The organism is Bradyrhizobium sp. NDS-1 (genome assembly GCF_032918005.1).
Classification (GTDB): Bacteria; Pseudomonadota; Alphaproteobacteria; order Rhizobiales; family Xanthobacteraceae; genus Bradyrhizobium; species Bradyrhizobium tunisiense.
The window spans coordinates 4,758,196-4,774,949 of record NZ_CP136628.1 but is presented as its reverse complement, the minus strand read 5'-3'; the positions used below and the strand labels follow the sequence as shown (position 1 = coordinate 4,774,949).

General features: G+C 64.1%; 15 protein-coding genes. 11 read left to right on the top strand and 4 right to left on the bottom strand.

Features of this window, described 5'->3' with window-relative positions; translation table 11 throughout:
- Positions 1-12: 12 nt before the first annotated feature.
- Positions 13-234: an acetyl-CoA carboxylase biotin carboxyl carrier protein subunit gene (locus RX330_RS22655; protein ID WP_212086734.1), complete on the bottom strand. Its 222-nt coding sequence runs from the start codon at positions 232-234 to the stop codon at positions 13-15.
- A gap of 94 nt (positions 235-328) precedes the next feature.
- On the opposite strand from RX330_RS22655, the gene RX330_RS22650 reads away from it, so the two are divergent.
- The 4 genes from RX330_RS22650 to RX330_RS22635 all read left to right on the top strand — a co-directional run bounded on the left by RX330_RS22650 (position 329) and on the right by RX330_RS22635 (position 5,534).
- Positions 329-1,303, top strand: coding sequence for an IclR family transcriptional regulator (locus RX330_RS22650; RefSeq protein WP_212086731.1), 975 nt, complete (start codon positions 329-331; stop codon positions 1,301-1,303).
- Complete coding sequence (locus RX330_RS22645; RefSeq protein WP_317239869.1) at positions 1,233-2,792, top strand: acyl-CoA carboxylase subunit beta; 1,560 nt, start codon at positions 1,233-1,235, stop codon at positions 2,790-2,792. Before RX330_RS22650 ends, RX330_RS22645 begins: the two co-directional genes overlap by 71 nt.
- Before the next feature lie 170 nt (positions 2,793-2,962).
- Positions 2,963-4,660, top strand: coding sequence for a GMC family oxidoreductase (locus tag RX330_RS22640; protein ID WP_317239868.1), 1,698 nt, complete (start codon positions 2,963-2,965; stop codon positions 4,658-4,660).
- Positions 4,661-4,940: 280 nt separating this feature from the next.
- Positions 4,941-5,534 (top strand): hypothetical protein, encoded by a 594-nt coding sequence (locus RX330_RS22635; protein WP_317239867.1) that lies wholly within the window; start codon positions 4,941-4,943, stop codon positions 5,532-5,534.
- A gap of 92 nt (positions 5,535-5,626) precedes the next feature.
- On the opposite strand, the gene RX330_RS22630 is transcribed toward RX330_RS22635, so the two are convergent.
- The gene (locus RX330_RS22630) at positions 5,627-7,102 is read right to left on the bottom strand and encodes an FAD-binding oxidoreductase (protein WP_212086723.1); all 1,476 of its coding nucleotides are present in this window, start codon (positions 7,100-7,102) and stop codon (positions 5,627-5,629) included.
- A 529-nt stretch (positions 7,103-7,631) separates the two neighbouring features.
- Here RX330_RS22630 and RX330_RS22625 point away from each other — a divergent pair.
- The 6 genes from RX330_RS22625 to RX330_RS22600 all read left to right on the top strand — a co-directional run bounded on the left by RX330_RS22625 (position 7,632) and on the right by RX330_RS22600 (position 12,695).
- On the top strand, positions 7,632-9,041 hold the full coding sequence (locus RX330_RS22625) for a TadE/TadG family type IV pilus assembly protein (RefSeq protein WP_212086721.1): 1,410 nt from the start codon (positions 7,632-7,634) through the stop codon (positions 9,039-9,041).
- An 11-nt stretch (positions 9,042-9,052) separates the two neighbouring features.
- A complete protein-coding gene (locus RX330_RS22620) occupies positions 9,053-9,610 on the top strand; it encodes a TadE/TadG family type IV pilus assembly protein (RefSeq protein ID WP_212086719.1) in 558 nt (185 codons plus the stop codon).
- Positions 9,610-10,257, top strand: coding sequence for a TadE/TadG family type IV pilus assembly protein (locus RX330_RS22615; protein ID WP_317239866.1), 648 nt, complete (start codon positions 9,610-9,612; stop codon positions 10,255-10,257). Before RX330_RS22620 ends, RX330_RS22615 begins: the two co-directional genes overlap by 1 nt.
- 207 nt (positions 10,258-10,464) lie before the next feature.
- The gene (locus RX330_RS22610; RefSeq protein WP_212086715.1) at positions 10,465-11,040 is read left to right on the top strand and encodes a peroxidase-related enzyme; all 576 of its coding nucleotides are present in this window, start codon (positions 10,465-10,467) and stop codon (positions 11,038-11,040) included.
- A 105-nt stretch (positions 11,041-11,145) separates the two neighbouring features.
- Positions 11,146-11,952, top strand: coding sequence for a CoA transferase subunit A (locus RX330_RS22605; RefSeq protein WP_212086712.1), 807 nt, complete (start codon positions 11,146-11,148; stop codon positions 11,950-11,952).
- On the top strand, positions 11,949-12,695 hold the full coding sequence (locus RX330_RS22600) for a CoA-transferase (RefSeq protein WP_317239865.1): 747 nt from the start codon (positions 11,949-11,951) through the stop codon (positions 12,693-12,695). Before RX330_RS22605 ends, RX330_RS22600 begins: the two co-directional genes overlap by 4 nt.
- Before the next feature lie 868 nt (positions 12,696-13,563).
- Here RX330_RS22600 and RX330_RS22595 read toward each other — a convergent pair.
- Both RX330_RS22595 and RX330_RS22590 read right to left on the bottom strand, forming a co-directional pair.
- On the bottom strand, positions 13,564-14,853 hold the full coding sequence (locus RX330_RS22595) for an MFS transporter (RefSeq protein ID WP_212086706.1): 1,290 nt from the start codon (positions 14,851-14,853) through the stop codon (positions 13,564-13,566).
- A gap of 425 nt (positions 14,854-15,278) precedes the next feature.
- A complete protein-coding gene (locus RX330_RS22590) occupies positions 15,279-16,049 on the bottom strand; it encodes an enoyl-CoA hydratase (protein WP_212087366.1) in 771 nt (256 codons plus the stop codon).
- 155 nt (positions 16,050-16,204) lie between these two features.
- On the opposite strand from RX330_RS22590, the gene RX330_RS22585 reads away from it, so the two are divergent.
- Positions 16,205-16,738 (top strand): PaaI family thioesterase, encoded by a 534-nt coding sequence (locus RX330_RS22585; protein WP_317239864.1) that lies wholly within the window; start codon positions 16,205-16,207, stop codon positions 16,736-16,738.
- Positions 16,739-16,754 lie beyond the last annotated feature (16 nt).

Sequence of the window (16,754 nt, the reverse complement as noted above, 5' to 3'; positions counted from 1 at the left end):
CGGATAGAACACTCAGCTCGCGACGGTCGCAACAGCCTGTCCCTCGGCAACGACATCGTCCAGCTTCACCAGCAGCGATGTGATGGTGCCGCTCGCGGGCGAGGACACCGGTATCTCCATCTTCATCGCCTCGACCACCACAATCTCATCGCCATCCGCGACGGTTCCTCCAACCTGCACGGGAGTTGCGCAGATTCGCCCCGCGACCTCGGTGACGATCTTAATTTCTGGCATGCCATCGCCTTTTTGTTGTCGTCGCAAAATGCCTGAGGTAGCGTCGTCTGCAAGTGGAATTTAATTCCGCACAGCGGAACAAACGGTAGGGAACATGGGACGACGATCCGAGCGGTTGAGTAGGCAAGGCATGCTCGCTGGCGATGCCGGCGAGGGAGATGTCATCCAGGTGGTCTCGCGCGCGTTCGACGTGTTGCGATGCTTCGAGGGCCACGATAGCAGGCTCGGCAATCTCGAGATCTCAAATCGCTGCGGTCTGCCGCGCTCGACGGTGTCGCGGCTCACGCACACGCTGACGCGGATGGGACAGCTGGTCTATCTGCCGCGTGATCAAAAATATCGCATCGGCCCGAGCGCGGTGGCGATGAGCGCTTCGATGATGAAGGGCGCGCAGCTGCGCAGCATGATCCGCCAACGACTCCAGGAAGTGGCCGAGCAAGTGCCGGGGACGGTCGGCTTCGTCATCCCCGATCGCTTCCATCTGGTCTATCTCCTGTTCGCGCGCTCGGCGACCGCGCTCGGCCTGCACGAGGGCACCGGCAGCCGCATCTCGATGGCCTCGACCGCCGCGGGCGCGGCCTACACCGCGGCGCTGGCGCCGGAGATCGGCGATGCCTTCATCGCGGACATGGAACGGGAGGCTCCCGAGGCCGCGAAGATCCTGAAGCCGCGCATTGAAGCCAACCGGGAGATGCTGCGCGAGCGCGGCTATGTCGTGGCCTGCGGCCTGTGGAGCCCGCACATCAACGGGCTCGCGGTGCCGATCTGGTCGCCGCAGTACCAGACCTTCGTGGTCATCACGATCGGCCTTCTGTCCGCGATGTACGACGAGGAACGGCTGCATGCCGAAGTCGCGCCGCTGATGCTCGAGCTCGGCCGGTCGCTCAGCAGCCTGGTCGAGGGCGCGGAAGGCGACGTCTTCAACAACCGTATCCCGCGCAAACCGGTCGCAATGGCCGTGCATAACAATAACAAGCCGATCAATTCGGAGGGAGTGAATGAACTGGAAGCCGGAACTCGACGAGCTCGCCCGGCGCGAAGCCTTCGCGCGGGAGATGGGCGGCGTTGACAAGGTCAAGCGACAGCATGACCAGGGCCGGCTGACTGTTCGGGAGCGTATCGACAAGCTGATCGACAAAGGCAGCTTCCACGAGATCGGTGCCGTCTCCGGCATCGGTGAATACGATTCCAGCGGCGAGCTGAAGAAACTGACGCCGGCGAACTGCGTGTTCGGCCGCGCGCGCGTCGATGGCCGGACCGTGGTCGTGGTCGGCGACGATTTCACCGTACGCGGCGGCTCCGCCGATGCGTCGATCTCGGCAAAACCGTTGATGGCGGAGGAGATGGCGCACGACCTCCGTCTGCCCATCGTCCGCATCATCGAAGGCTCCGGCGGCGGCGGCTCGGTCAAGACCATCGAGACCAAGGGCGCTGCCAATCTGCCGGGCGGCATCGGCGGCACGCGCTGGTATCGGTTCACGACGGAGAATCTGTCGCGCGTGCCGGTGGTGGCACTCGGTCTCGGCTCGGTCGCGGGTCTTGGCGCCGCGCGCCTTGCCGCCAGCCACTATTCCATCATGACCAGGAAGTCCGCGATGTTCGTCGCGGGCCCGCCGGTGGTGAAGGCGCTGGGGCAGGACCTCTCGAAGGAAGAGCTCGGCGGCGCCGACATCCAGACCCGCGCCGGCGCGGTCGATCACGCCGTCGACACGGAAGAAGAGGCGTTCGCCTGCGCCCGGCGCTTCCTCTCCTATCTGCCGTCGTCGGTCTACGAGCTGTCGCCGACCTTGCCCTGCACCGACAATCCGGAGCGCAGCGAGCAAGCGCTGCTCAACGCGGTGCCGCGCAACCGCAAGCAGGTCTACAAGATGCGGCCCATCATCGAGTCCGTCGTGGACAAGGGCTCGTTCTTCGAGGTCGGCAAGAACTTCGGCAAGCCGATCATCGTCGGCCTTGCACGGCTCGAGGGCAGGCCGGTGCTGCTGCTCGCCAGCGACAGTTTTCACTACGGCGGCTCCTGGACCGCGGATGCCTGCCAGAAGGTGGTGCGCTGGGTCGACTTCGCCGAGACCTTCCATCTGCCCATCGTCTATCTCATGGATTGTCCCGGCTTCATGATCGGCCTCGATGCCGAGAAGGCCGCGACCATCCGTCACGGCGTTCGCGCGATGGCCGCGGTCAACCAGACCACCGTGCCCTGGTGCACCGTGATCCTGCGTAACGCGTTCGGTGTTGCGGGCGTCGTGCACCAGCCGGCAGACCGCTTCTCGATCCGCTATGCCTGGCCGTCGGCCTATTGGGGTTCGCTCCCGCTCGAAGGCGGCATTGAGGCCGCCTATCGCGCCGACATCGACGCGGCCGAGGACAAGGCGGCGAAGCTGGAGGAAATCCAGGAGCGCCTCAACAAGCTGCGCTCGCCGTTCCGCTCGGCCGAGAAGTTCTGGGTCGAGGAGATCATCGATCCCCGGAAGACGCGCTCGCTGTTGTGCGAGTTCGCCCGGCTCGCCGAGCCCTTGCGCAAGGCCGGTCCGCCGGAGAACTTTTCGATCAGGCCGTAAGCACCTTGTGTCAAGCCGTGACGCTCGTGTCCTGGACGCAGCGCAGCAACGCTACGCGTTGCAGCGCGTCCGGGACACGAGAAGCAGGCACCGACGCAATCCAAAGTTCTTCCACGGCAAAACAATAACGCGCTAAGCTCTCCCAACAAGAACAAGAGGAAGCGCCAATCGTGTACGACTTCATCATCGTGGGCGGCGGCTCGGCGGGGTCCGTGCTGGCCCACCGGCTCTCCGCGAAAAGCGCCAACAAGGTCCTGCTTTGCGAAGCCGGACAGGATACGCCGCCCGGCAACGAGCCGGCCGAAATCAGGGACAGCTATCCCGGCACCGCCTATTTCGATCCGCGCTTCCACTGGACCGAGCTGAAGGTCACGACCCAGGTCGTCAGCCACAACAATCCGAATGAAGCGCGTCCTCCCTTACGCAAATACGAGCAGGCGCGCGTGCTCGGCGGCGGCTCGTCGATCAACGGCCAGATGGCCAACCGCGGCGCGCCGACCGATTACGATGAATGGGACGCGCGCGGCGCTGCGGGCTGGTCGTGGGCCGACGTGCTGCCCTTCTTCAGGAAGGTCGAGCGCGACCTCGATTTCGACGGTCCCTTCCACGGCAAGGACGGCAAGATCCCGGTCCGCCGGATTCCGCGCGAGCACTGGACCAGGCATTCGCAGGCGCTCGCCGAGGCGTTCCAGCAGGCCGGCCATCAATATCTGCCGGACCAGAACGGCGAATTCGTCGACGGCTTCTTCCCGGTGACGCATTCCAATCAGGCCGAGCAGCGCGTCTCGGCCGCGATGGGCTATCTCGATCGCGACACCCGCAAGCGCGCCAACCTCACGATCTCTACGGACACGGAGGTCCGGGAGCTGCTGTTCGAAGGCACGCAATGCGTCGGGGTGAAGGCCGTTGTCGGCGGGCGTGAGCAGGAGTTCCGGGGACGCGAGATCATCCTCTCCAGCGGCGCGATCCACTCGCCGGCGCACCTCCTGCGCGCCGGCATCGGTCCGGTCGGCCATCTCAAGGACCTGGGAATCCCAGTCCTGATGGGCCTGGCGGGCGTCGGCCAGCGCCTGATGGACCATCCCTCGATTTCGCTGTCGTCCTACATCCGCCGCGGCGCGCGCATGAACGAGCATACAAGGCGCCACATGCAGGTCGGCCTGCGCTATTCGTCGGGACTCGAAGGCGTGCCGAAGGGCGACATGTTCGTCGTCGTGCTCAGCAAGTCGGCCTGGCACGCGGTCGGTGCGCAGATCGGCTCGCTGCTCACCTTCGTCAACAAGACCTATTCGGAGACGGGGCAAGTCAAGCTGGCCTCGCGCGATCCCGCCGCGGAGCCGATCGTCGAGTTCAACCTGTTGTCCGACCGGCGCGACCTCGACCGGCTGATGAGCGGCTTCCGCAAGATGGCGGCCGTGCAGATGAGCGAGGCGGTCAGGGCGGTGACGGACAAGCCGTTCCCCGCCTCCTACACCGACCGCGTGCGCAAAATTGGTGTGGTCAATACGACGAACAGGATCCTGACCACGATCGCCGCGGCCCTGATGGACGGGCCGGCGGCGCTGCGCCACTACATGATCGACAATTTCGTCGTCGAAGGCTTTACCTTCGATCAGGTGATCAACCACGACGAGGCGCTGGAGGCCTTCGTGCGCAAGGCGACCATCGGTGTCTGGCACGCCTCGTGCTCGTGCCGCATGGGCCGGGCCGACGATCCGATGGCGGTGGTCGATACGGAAGGCCGCGTCAAGGGCATCCAGGGCCTGCGCGTCGTGGACGCCTCGATCTTCCCGGTGGTGCCGTGCGCCAACACCAATTTTCCCGTGTTGATGTCGGCGGAGAAGATCGCGGCCGCGATGATGCAATGAGCGGCAGCGAGTCCTGGCGATCCGGTCAACGCGGGGAGGAGGAGCGCTCATTGGATCCTTCTTGCGCAATCCGACTTGGTTGCACGCCGCGAGCTTGACGCGCTGATCGAGCATTCGTGCGCTGCGAGTTAATCATCTCGGGCGCTACGTGTAGGCTATGAGATCGTGCAGTCGTGGCACGCGACGCAGCCATTTTCAGCCGCGCTTTAGGCCCATTTCAGACAAACTGTTATTGGTTTCTCGTGTCCCGGGGCAGGGTCTCTCATTTGGAGTCCTTGCAATGTTCAAGCGAGTATTTTCTGCGTGCGTGCTCGTTATCCTGGGTTCTGTCGCTTCGGAAGCGCGCCCTTATCGCATTCATCAAGCTCCTGAATGCAACGTCACCATGCCCTGCGACTTCTCGTATTCGCAGACGCGACGCGAGCGGGCTTCCAGGCCCTCGCTGGCTTCCAGATCTTCGCTGATCTCCAGGTCCACGCTGCAAGCGTACCGCTCGACACAACTGACAGTGACTGATGCTGGGGGCACGACCACGCCGGCGACCGTCTCCGGTGCTCACGGCGCTGGCGTTGTCGGTGGCCGTCCGGCCGGTTGTCCCTCCTCGTTCTGCGGCTGCGGCGCGGCTCTGCGCGTATTCGGCCGTATCGTCCCGGAATTGAATCTTGCGTCCAACTGGCTCCGCTTTCCGCGGACGTCACCCGCACCGGGAATGGTTGCTGCGCGACGAGGTCACGTTTTCGTCCTTGAGCAGCACCTCGGAGGCGATGTCTGGATGGCCTATGACGCCAACTCGGGCGGGCGCGCGACGCGAATGCACGCGCGTTCGCTGCGAGGGTATACGATTGTCAACCCGCGCGGCGGCTCGGTGGCTTGAGGGCAGCGGATAGCACTCTAAGAACCGCGGGCGGGTCGCAACATCTTTGCGGCCCGCCAAGGTTGAACAAATTGTTGGCGCCGGGAGCCCAATCACAGCCGGAGCACCTTGCCGGGGTTCATGATGTTCTGCGGATCGAGCGCGCGCTTGATGGTTCGCATGATGTCGAGTTCGGTCTTCGAGCGGTAGTGGCTGAGCTCGTCGAGCTTGTCGATGCCGATGCCGTGTTCCGCCGAGATCGAGCCGCCCATGGACGTGATGAGATCGTTCACGGCACGGGTGATGGCGGCCTTGTATTGGGTCAGCGTCTGCTGATCCATACCTGATGGCCCCATGAACGAGAAATGCAGATTGCCGTCGCCGATGTGCCCCAGAGGATAGGGGCGAATGCTCGGGAGAATGTCGCGCACGGCCGCTAGGCCGAGATCGATGAACTCCGGAATCCTGGAGATGGCGACCGACACATCAAAGCTGAGCCCCGGCCCCTCGGCGCGGGACGCCTCGGCGACGCTTTCCCGGATGCGCCACATGTTCTGCGATTGGCTTCCGGTCTGGGCGATCACCGCGTCGATCACGCGCCCGGCCTCGAGCTGGTCGGCGAGGAATTGCTCCATCTTCGCCGCGATGCCCTCGGCCCCGTCCTGGCGCGCCCGCGAGGACGACCATTCGAGCAGCAGGTACCATGGCGTGTCCGCTCGAAGCGGATCCTGCGTGCCGGGAATGTGGCGGAGCACCATGTCGACGGCGGCGCGGCTCATCAACTCGCAGGAGCCGACATTGTCCTCGGAGGCGCTATGGGCTTCCGACAGGATCTCCAGCGCCGCGCGCGGATCCCGGATCGCCAGCCACGCGGTGCAGACGTCCTTGGGAGCCGGCCAGAGCTTGAGCACGGCCTTCGTGATGATGCCGAGCGTTCCTTCGGCGCCCATGAAGAGATGCTTGAGGTCGTAGCCGGTATTGTCCTTCTTGAGTGCACGCAACCCGTCCCAGACCTCGCCATTGGCCAGCACGACCTCGAGGCCGAGGACGAGGTTGCGGGCATTGCCGTAGCGCAGCACCTGCACGCCGCCGGCGTTGGTCGACAGATTGCCGCCGATCATGCACGAGCCCTGGGCGCCAAGGCTGAGCGGCAGGAACCGGTCGTGCCGGCTTGCTGTCTCCTGCAGAGCCTGCAGCACGCAGCCGGCCTCCACTGTCATGGTATAGCCGGTGGCATCGACGTCCAGCACGCGGTTCATCCGGCCAAGCGACAACACGATGCCGGTATGCGCGGGCCAGGGCGTGGCTCCGCCCATCAGGCCCGTGTTTCCGCCCTGCGGCACGATCGCGACCCCATGGTCGTGGCAGAGCCTGACCACCTTCGCGACCTCCTCGGTACTGCCGGGACGGACGACGGCTCCGGCACGGCCCACCAGCAGTCCGCGCCAGTCCGTCACGAACGGCTGCTTGCCGTGCTCGTCCTCGATGAGGCCCTTCTCACCCACGATCGCGCGCAGCGAATCGCGCATCTGGGAGGTCAGCGGAGCGGTTGGAATGATGGGTTCGGACGACGGACCGGCAGCCGGCATTTGTTTCCCCTGGCGCATCTTGGTGTGCACTGCGCACGTGACGTGCGTCGGAGCATTGTCCACGTTTGCGCCGTGGAGTCTAACGGCAATATGGCTCTACGCGGGCCCGGCAGAGCCGTCAGGGCTCTCGCGCTTTTCCTCATATGCGACAGCCCTGGGCAGAACCGGGCGAGCAGGGCGCCTCGCGCCGTTTCGGATTTTCTGTTTGGGCCGTGCCGCACCGGGGCCGGAAGCGGGCTCTGTCGGCAGGCGCAAATCGCATTTCCTCCGTTGTTCTACGGTGTTCTTGCTGCTTTACCGCCAATCTCCGCGGTCGCGTTTAAGCGACATTAATGATGCCTTCTCGATATGGGACATCTCGATCCGGAGCGGTCCGTGTTTGCGGATCGCCTGTAAGCGTTGGTTAAGACAGCCATCGACATATTCCAGCCCGTGAATGGACGAGTGTTGGGGGCGACCCCCGGTAATCTTCTTTCGTCGATGTCAGGGAAAGGGCCGCTGCCCAAGGAAGGCAGCCAGGATGAACCTCATGCTCCGCCGCGCAGTGCTCTGTTTCGCGACAGACCGGAAGGCCAACGTCGCCATCATCTTCGCGCTGACGCTGGTTCCGATCGTCTTTCTTCTGGGTATGACACTCGACTACACGCTGGCCTCGCGCAAGCGCGAGCAGCTGGACGCGGCCGCCGACGCCGCCGCAATCGCTGCCGTGCGGCCGGCGATGCTGACGCAGACCGACACCGCAGTGGTCAAGGCGACCGCGGAAGCTGTGTTCGCCGCGAAGGCGAATCTTCCCGGCCTGGCTTCTGTTCCGTCGCCGACTGTCACCGTCACCGATTCCGGTCTCGCGCGGACCATCACGGTTTCTTACACCGCGCAGTCCGTCAATAATTTTCCCGGCGTCCTCGGCAAGCAGACCTGGCAGGTCGGCGGCTCCGCGACGGCGCGAGCATCAAGCGCGCCCAACATGAACTTCTATATGCTGCTGGACGTCTCGCCATCGATGGCGCTTGGGGCAACGCAGGCCGACATCAACAACATGATCACGGCAACGAAGAACCAGCCGTCCTATGCTAGGAACTGTGCGTTCGCGTGCCATGAGGTTCATCCCAATAACCAGAACCCGAGCTCGTCGAACAAGGACAATCTCACCGTTGCACGCGCCAACAACATCACGCTGCGCATCGATCTCGTAACCAATGCCGTCAAACAATTGATGGTGGGGCCATGGACGTGCCCGCAATCGGGCGTTTCGGGCGGCGTCATGCAGTGCATGGCCGCGCTCAACAACACGACGTACAAGGCTGCCCTCTACACCTTTGACTACAAATTGAACACGGTCCAGACGCTGACGACGCCGACGACCGCCGGGACGCAGATCGCCAACATTCAGCTGATGCCGGTGGATCACCAGAACTGCGTCATCATCAACCAATGTTCCACCGACTACGGCTCGGACATCGCGGGCGGGCTCACGGGTGTCAACAACATCATGCCCGCGCCCGGCAGCGGCACCAACCAGGCCGGCGATACGCCGCAGGAAGTGGTATTTCTCGTCACCGACGGGGTCGAAGACAAGCTGATCCTGAAGTCCGCAAGCTGCGATCCGAACGCCACCTATCCGCTTCCGACCGTCGGCAGCACCCAAGTCCGCTGTCAGCAGCCGCTTAACACGGCGGCCTGCACGACGATCAAGAACCGTGGCATCCGCATCGCGGTGCTCTACACCGAATACCTGCAATTGCCGACCGACGGCTGGTACAACAGCCGTATCGCGCAGTTCAACAATCCGTCCTCGTCCACAGGCCAGATCGCTCAGAGGCTGCAGTCATGCGCCTCGCCTGGTTTGTATGCGAGCGTTCAGACCGGCGGTGATATTTCCGAGGCGCTGACGAACCTGTTCCTCAAGGTCGCGTCCAGTACGGCCAGCCTTGTGAAGTAGAGAGACGCGTCATGACCGGCCCAGCCGAGACAACAATGAGACGCCGCAATCGGTGCGCCGCATTCGCGCGGGACAGCAGGGGTGCCACGGCCGTGGAGTTCGCGCTGGTCGCCGCGCCGTTTCTCGCGCTCATCATCGCGCTGATCCAGACGTTTCTGGTCTTCTTCGCCCAGCAGATGCTCGAAACCGTCGTGCGCCAGTCGGGCCGCCTGGTCATGACCGGACAGGTTCAATCTGCGCAGATGAGCGAGGCGGTTTTCAAACAGAAGGTTTGCGACCAGATCGTCATCCTGTTCAACTGCAGCGGCCTGATGATCGATATGCAGGTGGCGACCTCGTGGACGTCGGCGAACACGGGAATGCCCGCCCTGACCTACGACGGGTCCGGCAAGGTCACCAATACCTGGCAATACAACCCGGGTAATGCCGGCGACATCGTCGTGCTCCGCGTCATGTATGTGTGGCCGGTCGTGCTCGGTCCACTCGGTTTCAACCTCTCGAACCTCAGCAACGGCAACCGGCTGATCATGTCGACCGCCGCGTTCCAGAACGAGCCAGGAGCTACCTGATGATCTCCGCCCTGACGTCTCGCGCCCGGCACCTGTTGACCGATGTCCGCGCCGTCGCAGCGACGGAGTTCGCCATCGTGACGCCGTTCATGCTGGTGCTCTATCTCGGTGGCGTCGAGCTCGGCACCGGCCTTTCCATGAACGTCAAGGTCAGCGCGACCGCGCACAGTGTCGCCGACATGGTCACGCAGAACACGCAGGTCAGCGAGGCCCAGATGGACGGCATCCTCGCGGCTGCCAGTGCCATCATGGCTCCATATCCCACCAAGAATGGCAGCACTCCCTTGATGACGATCACCGTCTCGGAAGTCTCGACCGACACCAGCGGCAACGCGACGGTGCGATGGAGCAAGTCGACCAACGCGTCAGGGGCGAGAACGCCGGGTGCCGCGATGACCTTGTCGGCCTTTACCGCTGCGGGCGGCACCAAGAATGCCAAGATCTCCCTCATCCTGAGCGAGGTGTCCTACGACTACAAGCCCAACCTCGGCGGCGCCATCGCGGGCACTGTCAAGCTGTCCGACAGCTACTATCTGTTCCCGCGCTGCTCGACCAACTCCTCGAGCTTTCCCTTTTACGACATCAAATACGGACCGGGGGTGACCACCTGCACCTGCGTCCAGCACTTGCAGCAGAAGATCTGCTAGTCCCCGCCCGAGCCGGCAGGGCCCCCCAGCCTCCATTTTGCGCGAACTGAGCGTGCGCCGCGTCCTTCGACGCGGCGCTTGCGCGCCTCTTCATGATATGACTACTCAGAGGTAGGATTGCCCGTTGCGGACCCTCCCATGGCTGGCGCGGCGCGGAACGCGTGATCGTGGCGATTTCCATCGTCCAGCCCCAAGGATATTCACCTCATGACCCAGGCACTTGCCATCAGTCGCTTCCCCGTTCCTGATCTGGCCGACATGCCAGACGACATCCGGGCCCGTATCCTGGCCGTCCAGGAGAAGTCCGGCTTCATCCCGAACGTTTTTCTCGTGCTCGCGCATCGGCCGGACGAGTTTCGCGCGTTCTTTGCCTACCACGATGCGCTGATGGACAAGCCCGGCAATCTCACCAAGGCCGAGCGGGAGATGATCGTGGTTGCGACCAGCAATCTCAATCAATGCCAGTATTGCGTCATCGCGCATGGCGCGATCCTGCGCATCCGGGCGAAGGATCCGCTGGTCGCCGATCAGGTCGCAGTCAATTATCGCAAGGCTGATATCACCGACCGGCAGAAGGCGATGCTCGACTTCGCCGTCCGCGTCTCGACCGAGGCCTACAAGGTGTCCGAAGCCGATTTCGCCACTCTGAAATCGCACGCCTTCACGGAAGAAGACATCTGGGACATTGCAGCGATCTCGGCTTTCTTCGGCCTCTCCAACCGGATTGCCAACGTCACCAGCATGCGTCCGAACTCGGAATTCTACAGCATGGGACGCGGCTGACCGAATCCGCATGTTCACGATCGGGGGCAGCGCGGCCCAGGTGCTGCGAACGAATCCGGAAGTTGACCGTGTTCGATCGGCGTCTTGATTGGGAGAGGTGAAGAGATGACAGACTTCGTAACGCCGCAGAAGATGGCGGAGATGATTCCGTCGGGGTGCAAGCTCGGTTTGGCGCCGGACGACTACGGCGCGTCTCCCGGCCTGGTCCGGATGCTGATCGATCGAGGCATTCGCGATCTCCATGTCGTCTGTGCGCCGATCGGCGGCATGCAGGTCGATATGCTGGTCGGCGCCGGCGCCGTGGCAACGCTGGAGACGAGTGCGGTCAGTCTCGGCGAGGCGGGCGGTGCGCCCTGTTTCAACCGGGCTGTCCGCGACGGATCCATTCGCCTCCGCGACGCCACTTGTCCCGCCGTGTTCGCGGGCCTGACGGCCGCGGAGAAGGGAGTTCCGTTCATGCCGATCCGCGGCATCATCGGTAGCGACGTCCTGGAGAAGCGAGACGACTGGAAGGTGATGTCCAACCCGTTCGACGATGGCGAGAAGATCGTCGTGGTCTCCGCGATCCAGCCCGACATCGCGTTGTTTCATGCGCCTGAAGCGGACCGGTTCGGCAACGTTCGGCTGGGGCGTCGGCGCGAGGTGATGTTGCTGGCGCATGCGTCGAAGAAGGCCTTCGTGACTGTCGAGCGCATATCCGAGGTGTCGTTGCTCGACGACGAGAAGATGGCTGCGGGGGTCTTGCCCGCGATCTACGTGAGTGCGGTGGCGCAGCTTGAAAACGGTGGGTGGCCCACGGGGCTTTACGCCGAGTATCCCAGGGATGGGCAGGAGATCGAGAAATACGCGCGAGCGGCGCGCTCGCCGGAAGGATTTTTGGCCTACGTCCGGGAGGCCAGGAGCGTCGCATGAGTGAGGCGTGCACCAGCCGTGAGTTGATGATCTACACGATCTCGCGGCTGCTGAAGGGCGTGCGGCATGTTGCGGTCGGTCAATCGTCGCCGATGCCGGCGGCTGGAGCGATGCTGTTGCGTGCGATCAACCAGCGTGACGGACTGGAGCACGTGCAGGTCTCGATCCTCGGGTCGGTCAAGCACAATTCCTTCACCGGCGGGGCCGAGGAGCTGTTCGATTGCGCCGCGCAGGGGCGCCTCGACGCCTTCTTTCTCGGCGGAGGCCAGATCGACGGCCAGGGCAACATCAACCTCGTCGGCACCGGGGACTATCCGAACAATCCGGTCCGATGGCCCGGCTCGTTCGGCTCCGCCTACCTGTATTTCCTCGTTCCGCGCGTCATTCTGTTCCGTGAAGAGCACAGCCTGCGATCCCTGGTCGAGCGCGTCGACTTCGTGTCCGCGCCGGGCGTGACCGACGAAACGGTTTATCGGCGGGGCGGGCCTCATGCGCTGCTGACCAATGCGGCGTTGTTTTCCTTCGAGCGGGAGGCGGGACGTTTTCGCCTCGAGAGCACGCATCCCGGCTTCGATTGGCGCGACATTCGCGGCACGACGGGCTTCGCGTACGACAACGAGCGATGCGAGGCCACGACGCCGGTGCCGGACGAGGCGACGCTGGCTCTGATCCGGGGGAGGATCCGCGAGGAACTGTGCGAATGTTATCCGCAGTTCGCAGGCCATATGCCGGGTCCCGATTGAGGGCGGGCGCTATGGCACATCACTTGTTGCCGCCCACGGCGCGCACGCCTCGTCCTTCTTGGTTCGATGTGCACTGCAGCCGCACACTCCTTCCCCGCCAAGTCATTGATCTCTCATGCCTCGGCTACTGTGCATGGGGTTGTTTTCGCATTTTTGTTCGCGTGCCCGCGGCCGGGTGGATCGGTCCAGCGTAATCTCTCGTCGCCCGATCGCCACCCAATCAAGAATTCGCTTTACAAGAATTCGGAATTGGCGTAGACGTCGACATATCCCGCCCGCCACAAGGGGCGTTTCGCGATCGTCATGAGACGCGGGCCGGGAGGCGGTGGCCGCGACGGCGTCGGCGCGCCGGGCAGCTTGCAGGGCGGGAATCCCCGTGAGCAGCGGCTCGCGCGATACGACACGGCGCTGACAGCGTCTTCGTTCGGCCGCGATGGCGAGCGCACGCCAGCCGTCGCGGACAGGAGCTGAGGATGTGCGCGGACGGCAAAATCGTGTGGTCCTGACGCCCGGGGTCTGTGCGTCAAGTGTTGCGGTGATTGCGGCGGCCCAACCGGGTTCGCGCATCAGCCATCCGCAAGACGACGGGGCAATAGTGCATCGCTCCCCGGGGAGAGCACGCCATAAGCCGTAAAACCATTCGCGCAGGGAAGGCCGGGCGTTCCGGCGTCACCTGTAGTCCACCCCGTGCGCATCTTGTTCGCACACGGGACCGCGGGTGCCAGCCGGCGCCCGGCCTTCCCTGCGCCCTTTCTCAAGAAGGGCGCAACGAAGAGAGCAAAGCTCGGGCGAAATGAGCCGCGAGAACGCGAAGATGTGTCTGCGAGCGAAGCGCGAGAGAATGCGACGACGCAGCTTGCTCCGCTGCTTATGCCATCGCCGGCTGCGCCTTCGGCTGCCGCGACAGCGCCAGCACGATCAGCGCGGCGAACACGCAGAGCGCACCGGCAATGAAGAATGCAGGCAAGTAGCTCTGATAGACCGTTCGCGACAAACCGGCGCCGAAGGCGGCCGCGCCAGCGCCGAGCTGATGGCCGGCAAAGATCCAGCCGAACACCAGATTGGCGCGCTCGGGTCCGAATTTCTGCGCGGTGATCCGCACCGTCGGCGGCACCGTCGCGATCCAGTCGAGGCCGTAGAACATCGCGAAGATCGAGAGGCCGTAGAACGAGAAATCGCTGAAGGGCAGGAAGATCAGCGAGAGCCCGCGCAGGCCGTAGTACCAGAACAGCAGCCAGCGGTTGTCGTAGCGGTCCGACAGCCAGCCCGATATGATGGTGCCGACGAAGTCGAAGACGCCCATCGCGGCGAGCAGGCTCGCGGCCTGTACCTGCGGGATGCCGAAATCGAGGCACATCGGGATCAGATGCACCTGCACGAGGCCGGCGGTCGATGCACCACAGACGAAGAACGTCGCAAACAGGATCCAGAACGTCGTCGATTTCGAAGCGTCGCGCAGCGTGCCGAGCGCAACGCCCGTGATCGAGCCATGGCTGACAGGCGGGGCGGGCAGGGGTGTGGTGCCTTCGTCGCCGAACGGGCGCAGGCCCAGATCGCCCGGACGGTCGCGCATCACGAGCAGGATGGCCAGGGCGGAGACGCCGAGCATGATGCAGACGAAGCCGAGCGCAAGCCGCCAGCCGTAGCGTTCGGTGAGGCTCGCCAGCAGCGGCAGGAACACGAGCTGGCCGGTGGCGACGCTCGCGGTCAGGATACCGATAACGAGCCCCCGCCGCGCGGCGAACCAGCGCGTCGCGATGGTGGCGCCCAGCACCATCGCGGTCATGCCGGTACCGAGGCCGACCACCACGCCCCACAGCGCAATGAGCTGCCAGACCTCGGTCATGCCGAGCGAGAGCACCAGCGCCGAGACCACGACCAACTGCGCGATCAGCGTGACGTTGCGCAGGCCGTAGCGGTTGAGCAGGGCGGCCGCGAACGGCGCCATCAGCCCGAACAGGATGAAGCGGATCGACAGCGCGGAGGAGATCTCCGCCGTGCTCCAGCCGAACTCCTTCTGCAGGGGGACGATGAACACGCCTGGCGCGCCAACCGTGCCGGCGCTGATCAGCGCAGCGAGGAAGGTCACCCCGACCATCACCCAGCCGTAATGGATGTTGCGGCGGGACAATGCTGCCGCGAGCCAGTTCGAGATCATTGGGCCTCATTGTTCTTGGCGGATCCCGAGGGACCTGCGTCATTGTTTGAGCATGGCATGGGGAAGGGAAGTCTGAAATGACATACTTCCCTCAATTTCAGCCTTGGTCCGGATTTTGCGCCAAGGCTCCTTTCGGTGATGAAATAGAATTATGATCATCATATGATGCGGTGCGGAAAGAAGCAACCGCGCCAGGGATGAGAAATTGTCGTGGCTCCGATGAGATTTGGTCGGTCGAAAGGAGAGTTGGTGCCAACATCGAGGCTTCGGCGTCAACATGCCCGCGAAAGCGGGCAATCCAGTATTCAGAGGAATGCGTTGGCGAACTCGCTCATGCAATTGGCGCTGCGGCGTGCTGGATGCGCCGGTCGAGCCGAGGCATGAACATTCTCATTCTGGAAAGCCTATTGCAGCAGCGAGGGGGTCTACCGCTTCCTGTTCACGAACGCCTGCATCAGGCGCGTGGGTTCATCTGTCAGGAACGACTCGCCGAACACTTTCACGCTCAAATTCACGGACTCCGTCAGCGGCAGTTCCTCCCACTGCCGCAGCAGCGCCTTCTGCGACCGCAGCGCTTCGGGGCCGCATGCGAGCAACGCGCTCACCACGTGCTCGACGGCCGCGTCCAATTCGCCCTCCGCCGCGACCTTGTCGACCAGTCCCCAGGCCAGCGCCGTCGGCGCGTCGATGTTCTCCGCCGTCATCACCAGCCAGCGCGCGCGAGCCCAGCCGATCAGGCGTGGCAAGAGCGCTGCGTGGATCACCGAGGGAATGCCGACGCGCACCTCCGGCATGCCGAAATGCGCATCATGCGCGGCGATGCGGAAATCGCAGGCCGCGGCGACCTCGAGCCCGCCACCGAGGCACCAGCCGGGCATGCGCGCGATCACTGGGGCAGGGAAAGCACGCACGGCTTCGCAGAGGTCGCGCAGGCGGCTGATGAAGGCTTCGGCCGATGTCTGGTCGAGCCTAGCCATCTCCTTGATGTCGGCGCCGCCGATCATGCTCTTTTCACTCTGGCCGCGCAGCACCACGACGCGGATGCTGCGGTCGGAGCCGAGCTGCTGCAGGCCTTCACGCACGGCGTCGGTCACGGGCGAGCCCAGGATGTTGAGCGGGCCGGCGTTGCAGATCGCGACATGGACGACGCCGCGCGCGTCGCGCGTCACGCCGCAGTGGGTGTTGAGCATTTCCATCGTGGCACTCGAAGCTTTCGTGGACCATGCGCGGGGCGCGCCGGTCATGATCACTTCCGGGGCGAAACGGCCGGCTTGTCAAGCGGGTCCGGTGATGGAGTTGCCATCGCGAAGTCCGCACCATAGTATGATATAAATCATATAAAGAGGCTGACATGACCGATAGCGATCAACTCGACCTGTTTTCGCCCGCGCAGCGGCGCGAGCGCGTGGTGGAGTGGCAGGTGCCTGCGACAGTGGCGAAAGTGGCGATGGGCCTTTCGGGCATGGATGCTATGGAGGGCATTCGCGACGGCCGGCTGCCGCCGCCGCCCTTCGCGAAGCTGATCGGTTTCACGGTGGCGGCGGTCGAGCCGGGGCGGATCGTCATGGAACTGGAGCCGCGCGAGGATCTCGAGAACACCGTCGGTCTCATCCACGGAGCGACCGCCGCCGCGCTGCTCGATACCGCAATGGGCTGCGCCATTTCGACCCGGCTCGAGGCCGGCCGGAGCTCGGTCACTCTCGACCTGAAGCTGGCCTTCCTGCGCCCGCTCTCGGTCCGGTCGGGGCTGATCTCGGCCGAAGGGAAGGTGATCAAGCTGGGGCGGCAGACCAGCTACGCCGAGGGCTTCGTCAGGGACGGCAAGGGTGCTCTCGCGGTGCACGCAACTGCGACGTTTTCCATGATCGGAAGCAACTTAACATGAATTAATGCACCCATTT

What these genes read in the sequence shown, in the direction of transcription:
- RX330_RS22590 (WP_212087366.1), bottom strand. Translation starts at nt 16,049, where the DNA reads ATGGAAATGCTCAACACCCACTGCGGCGTGACGCGCGACGCGCGCGGC.
- RX330_RS22615 (WP_317239866.1), top strand. Translation starts at nt 9,610, where the DNA reads ATGATCTCCGCCCTGACGTCTCGCGCCCGGCACCTGTTGACCGATGTC.
- RX330_RS22635 (WP_317239867.1), top strand. Translation starts at nt 4,941, where the DNA reads ATGTTCAAGCGAGTATTTTCTGCGTGCGTGCTCGTTATCCTGGGTTCT.
- RX330_RS22605 (WP_212086712.1), top strand. Translation starts at nt 11,146, where the DNA reads ATGACAGACTTCGTAACGCCGCAGAAGATGGCGGAGATGATTCCGTCG.
- RX330_RS22585 (WP_317239864.1), top strand. Translation starts at nt 16,205, where the DNA reads ATGACCGATAGCGATCAACTCGACCTGTTTTCGCCCGCGCAGCGGCGC.
- RX330_RS22595 (WP_212086706.1), bottom strand. Translation starts at nt 14,853, where the DNA reads ATGATCTCGAACTGGCTCGCGGCAGCATTGTCCCGCCGCAACATCCAT.
- RX330_RS22650 (WP_212086731.1), top strand. Translation starts at nt 329, where the DNA reads ATGGGACGACGATCCGAGCGGTTGAGTAGGCAAGGCATGCTCGCTGGC.
- RX330_RS22610 (WP_212086715.1), top strand. Translation starts at nt 10,465, where the DNA reads ATGACCCAGGCACTTGCCATCAGTCGCTTCCCCGTTCCTGATCTGGCC.
- RX330_RS22600 (WP_317239865.1), top strand. Translation starts at nt 11,949, where the DNA reads ATGAGTGAGGCGTGCACCAGCCGTGAGTTGATGATCTACACGATCTCG.
- RX330_RS22645 (WP_317239869.1), top strand. Translation starts at nt 1,233, where the DNA reads ATGAACTGGAAGCCGGAACTCGACGAGCTCGCCCGGCGCGAAGCCTTC.
- RX330_RS22630 (WP_212086723.1), bottom strand. Translation starts at nt 7,102, where the DNA reads ATGCCGGCTGCCGGTCCGTCGTCCGAACCCATCATTCCAACCGCTCCG.
- RX330_RS22620 (WP_212086719.1), top strand. Translation starts at nt 9,053, where the DNA reads ATGACCGGCCCAGCCGAGACAACAATGAGACGCCGCAATCGGTGCGCC.
- RX330_RS22625 (WP_212086721.1), top strand. Translation starts at nt 7,632, where the DNA reads ATGCTCCGCCGCGCAGTGCTCTGTTTCGCGACAGACCGGAAGGCCAAC.
- RX330_RS22655 (WP_212086734.1), bottom strand. Translation starts at nt 234, where the DNA reads ATGCCAGAAATTAAGATCGTCACCGAGGTCGCGGGGCGAATCTGCGCA.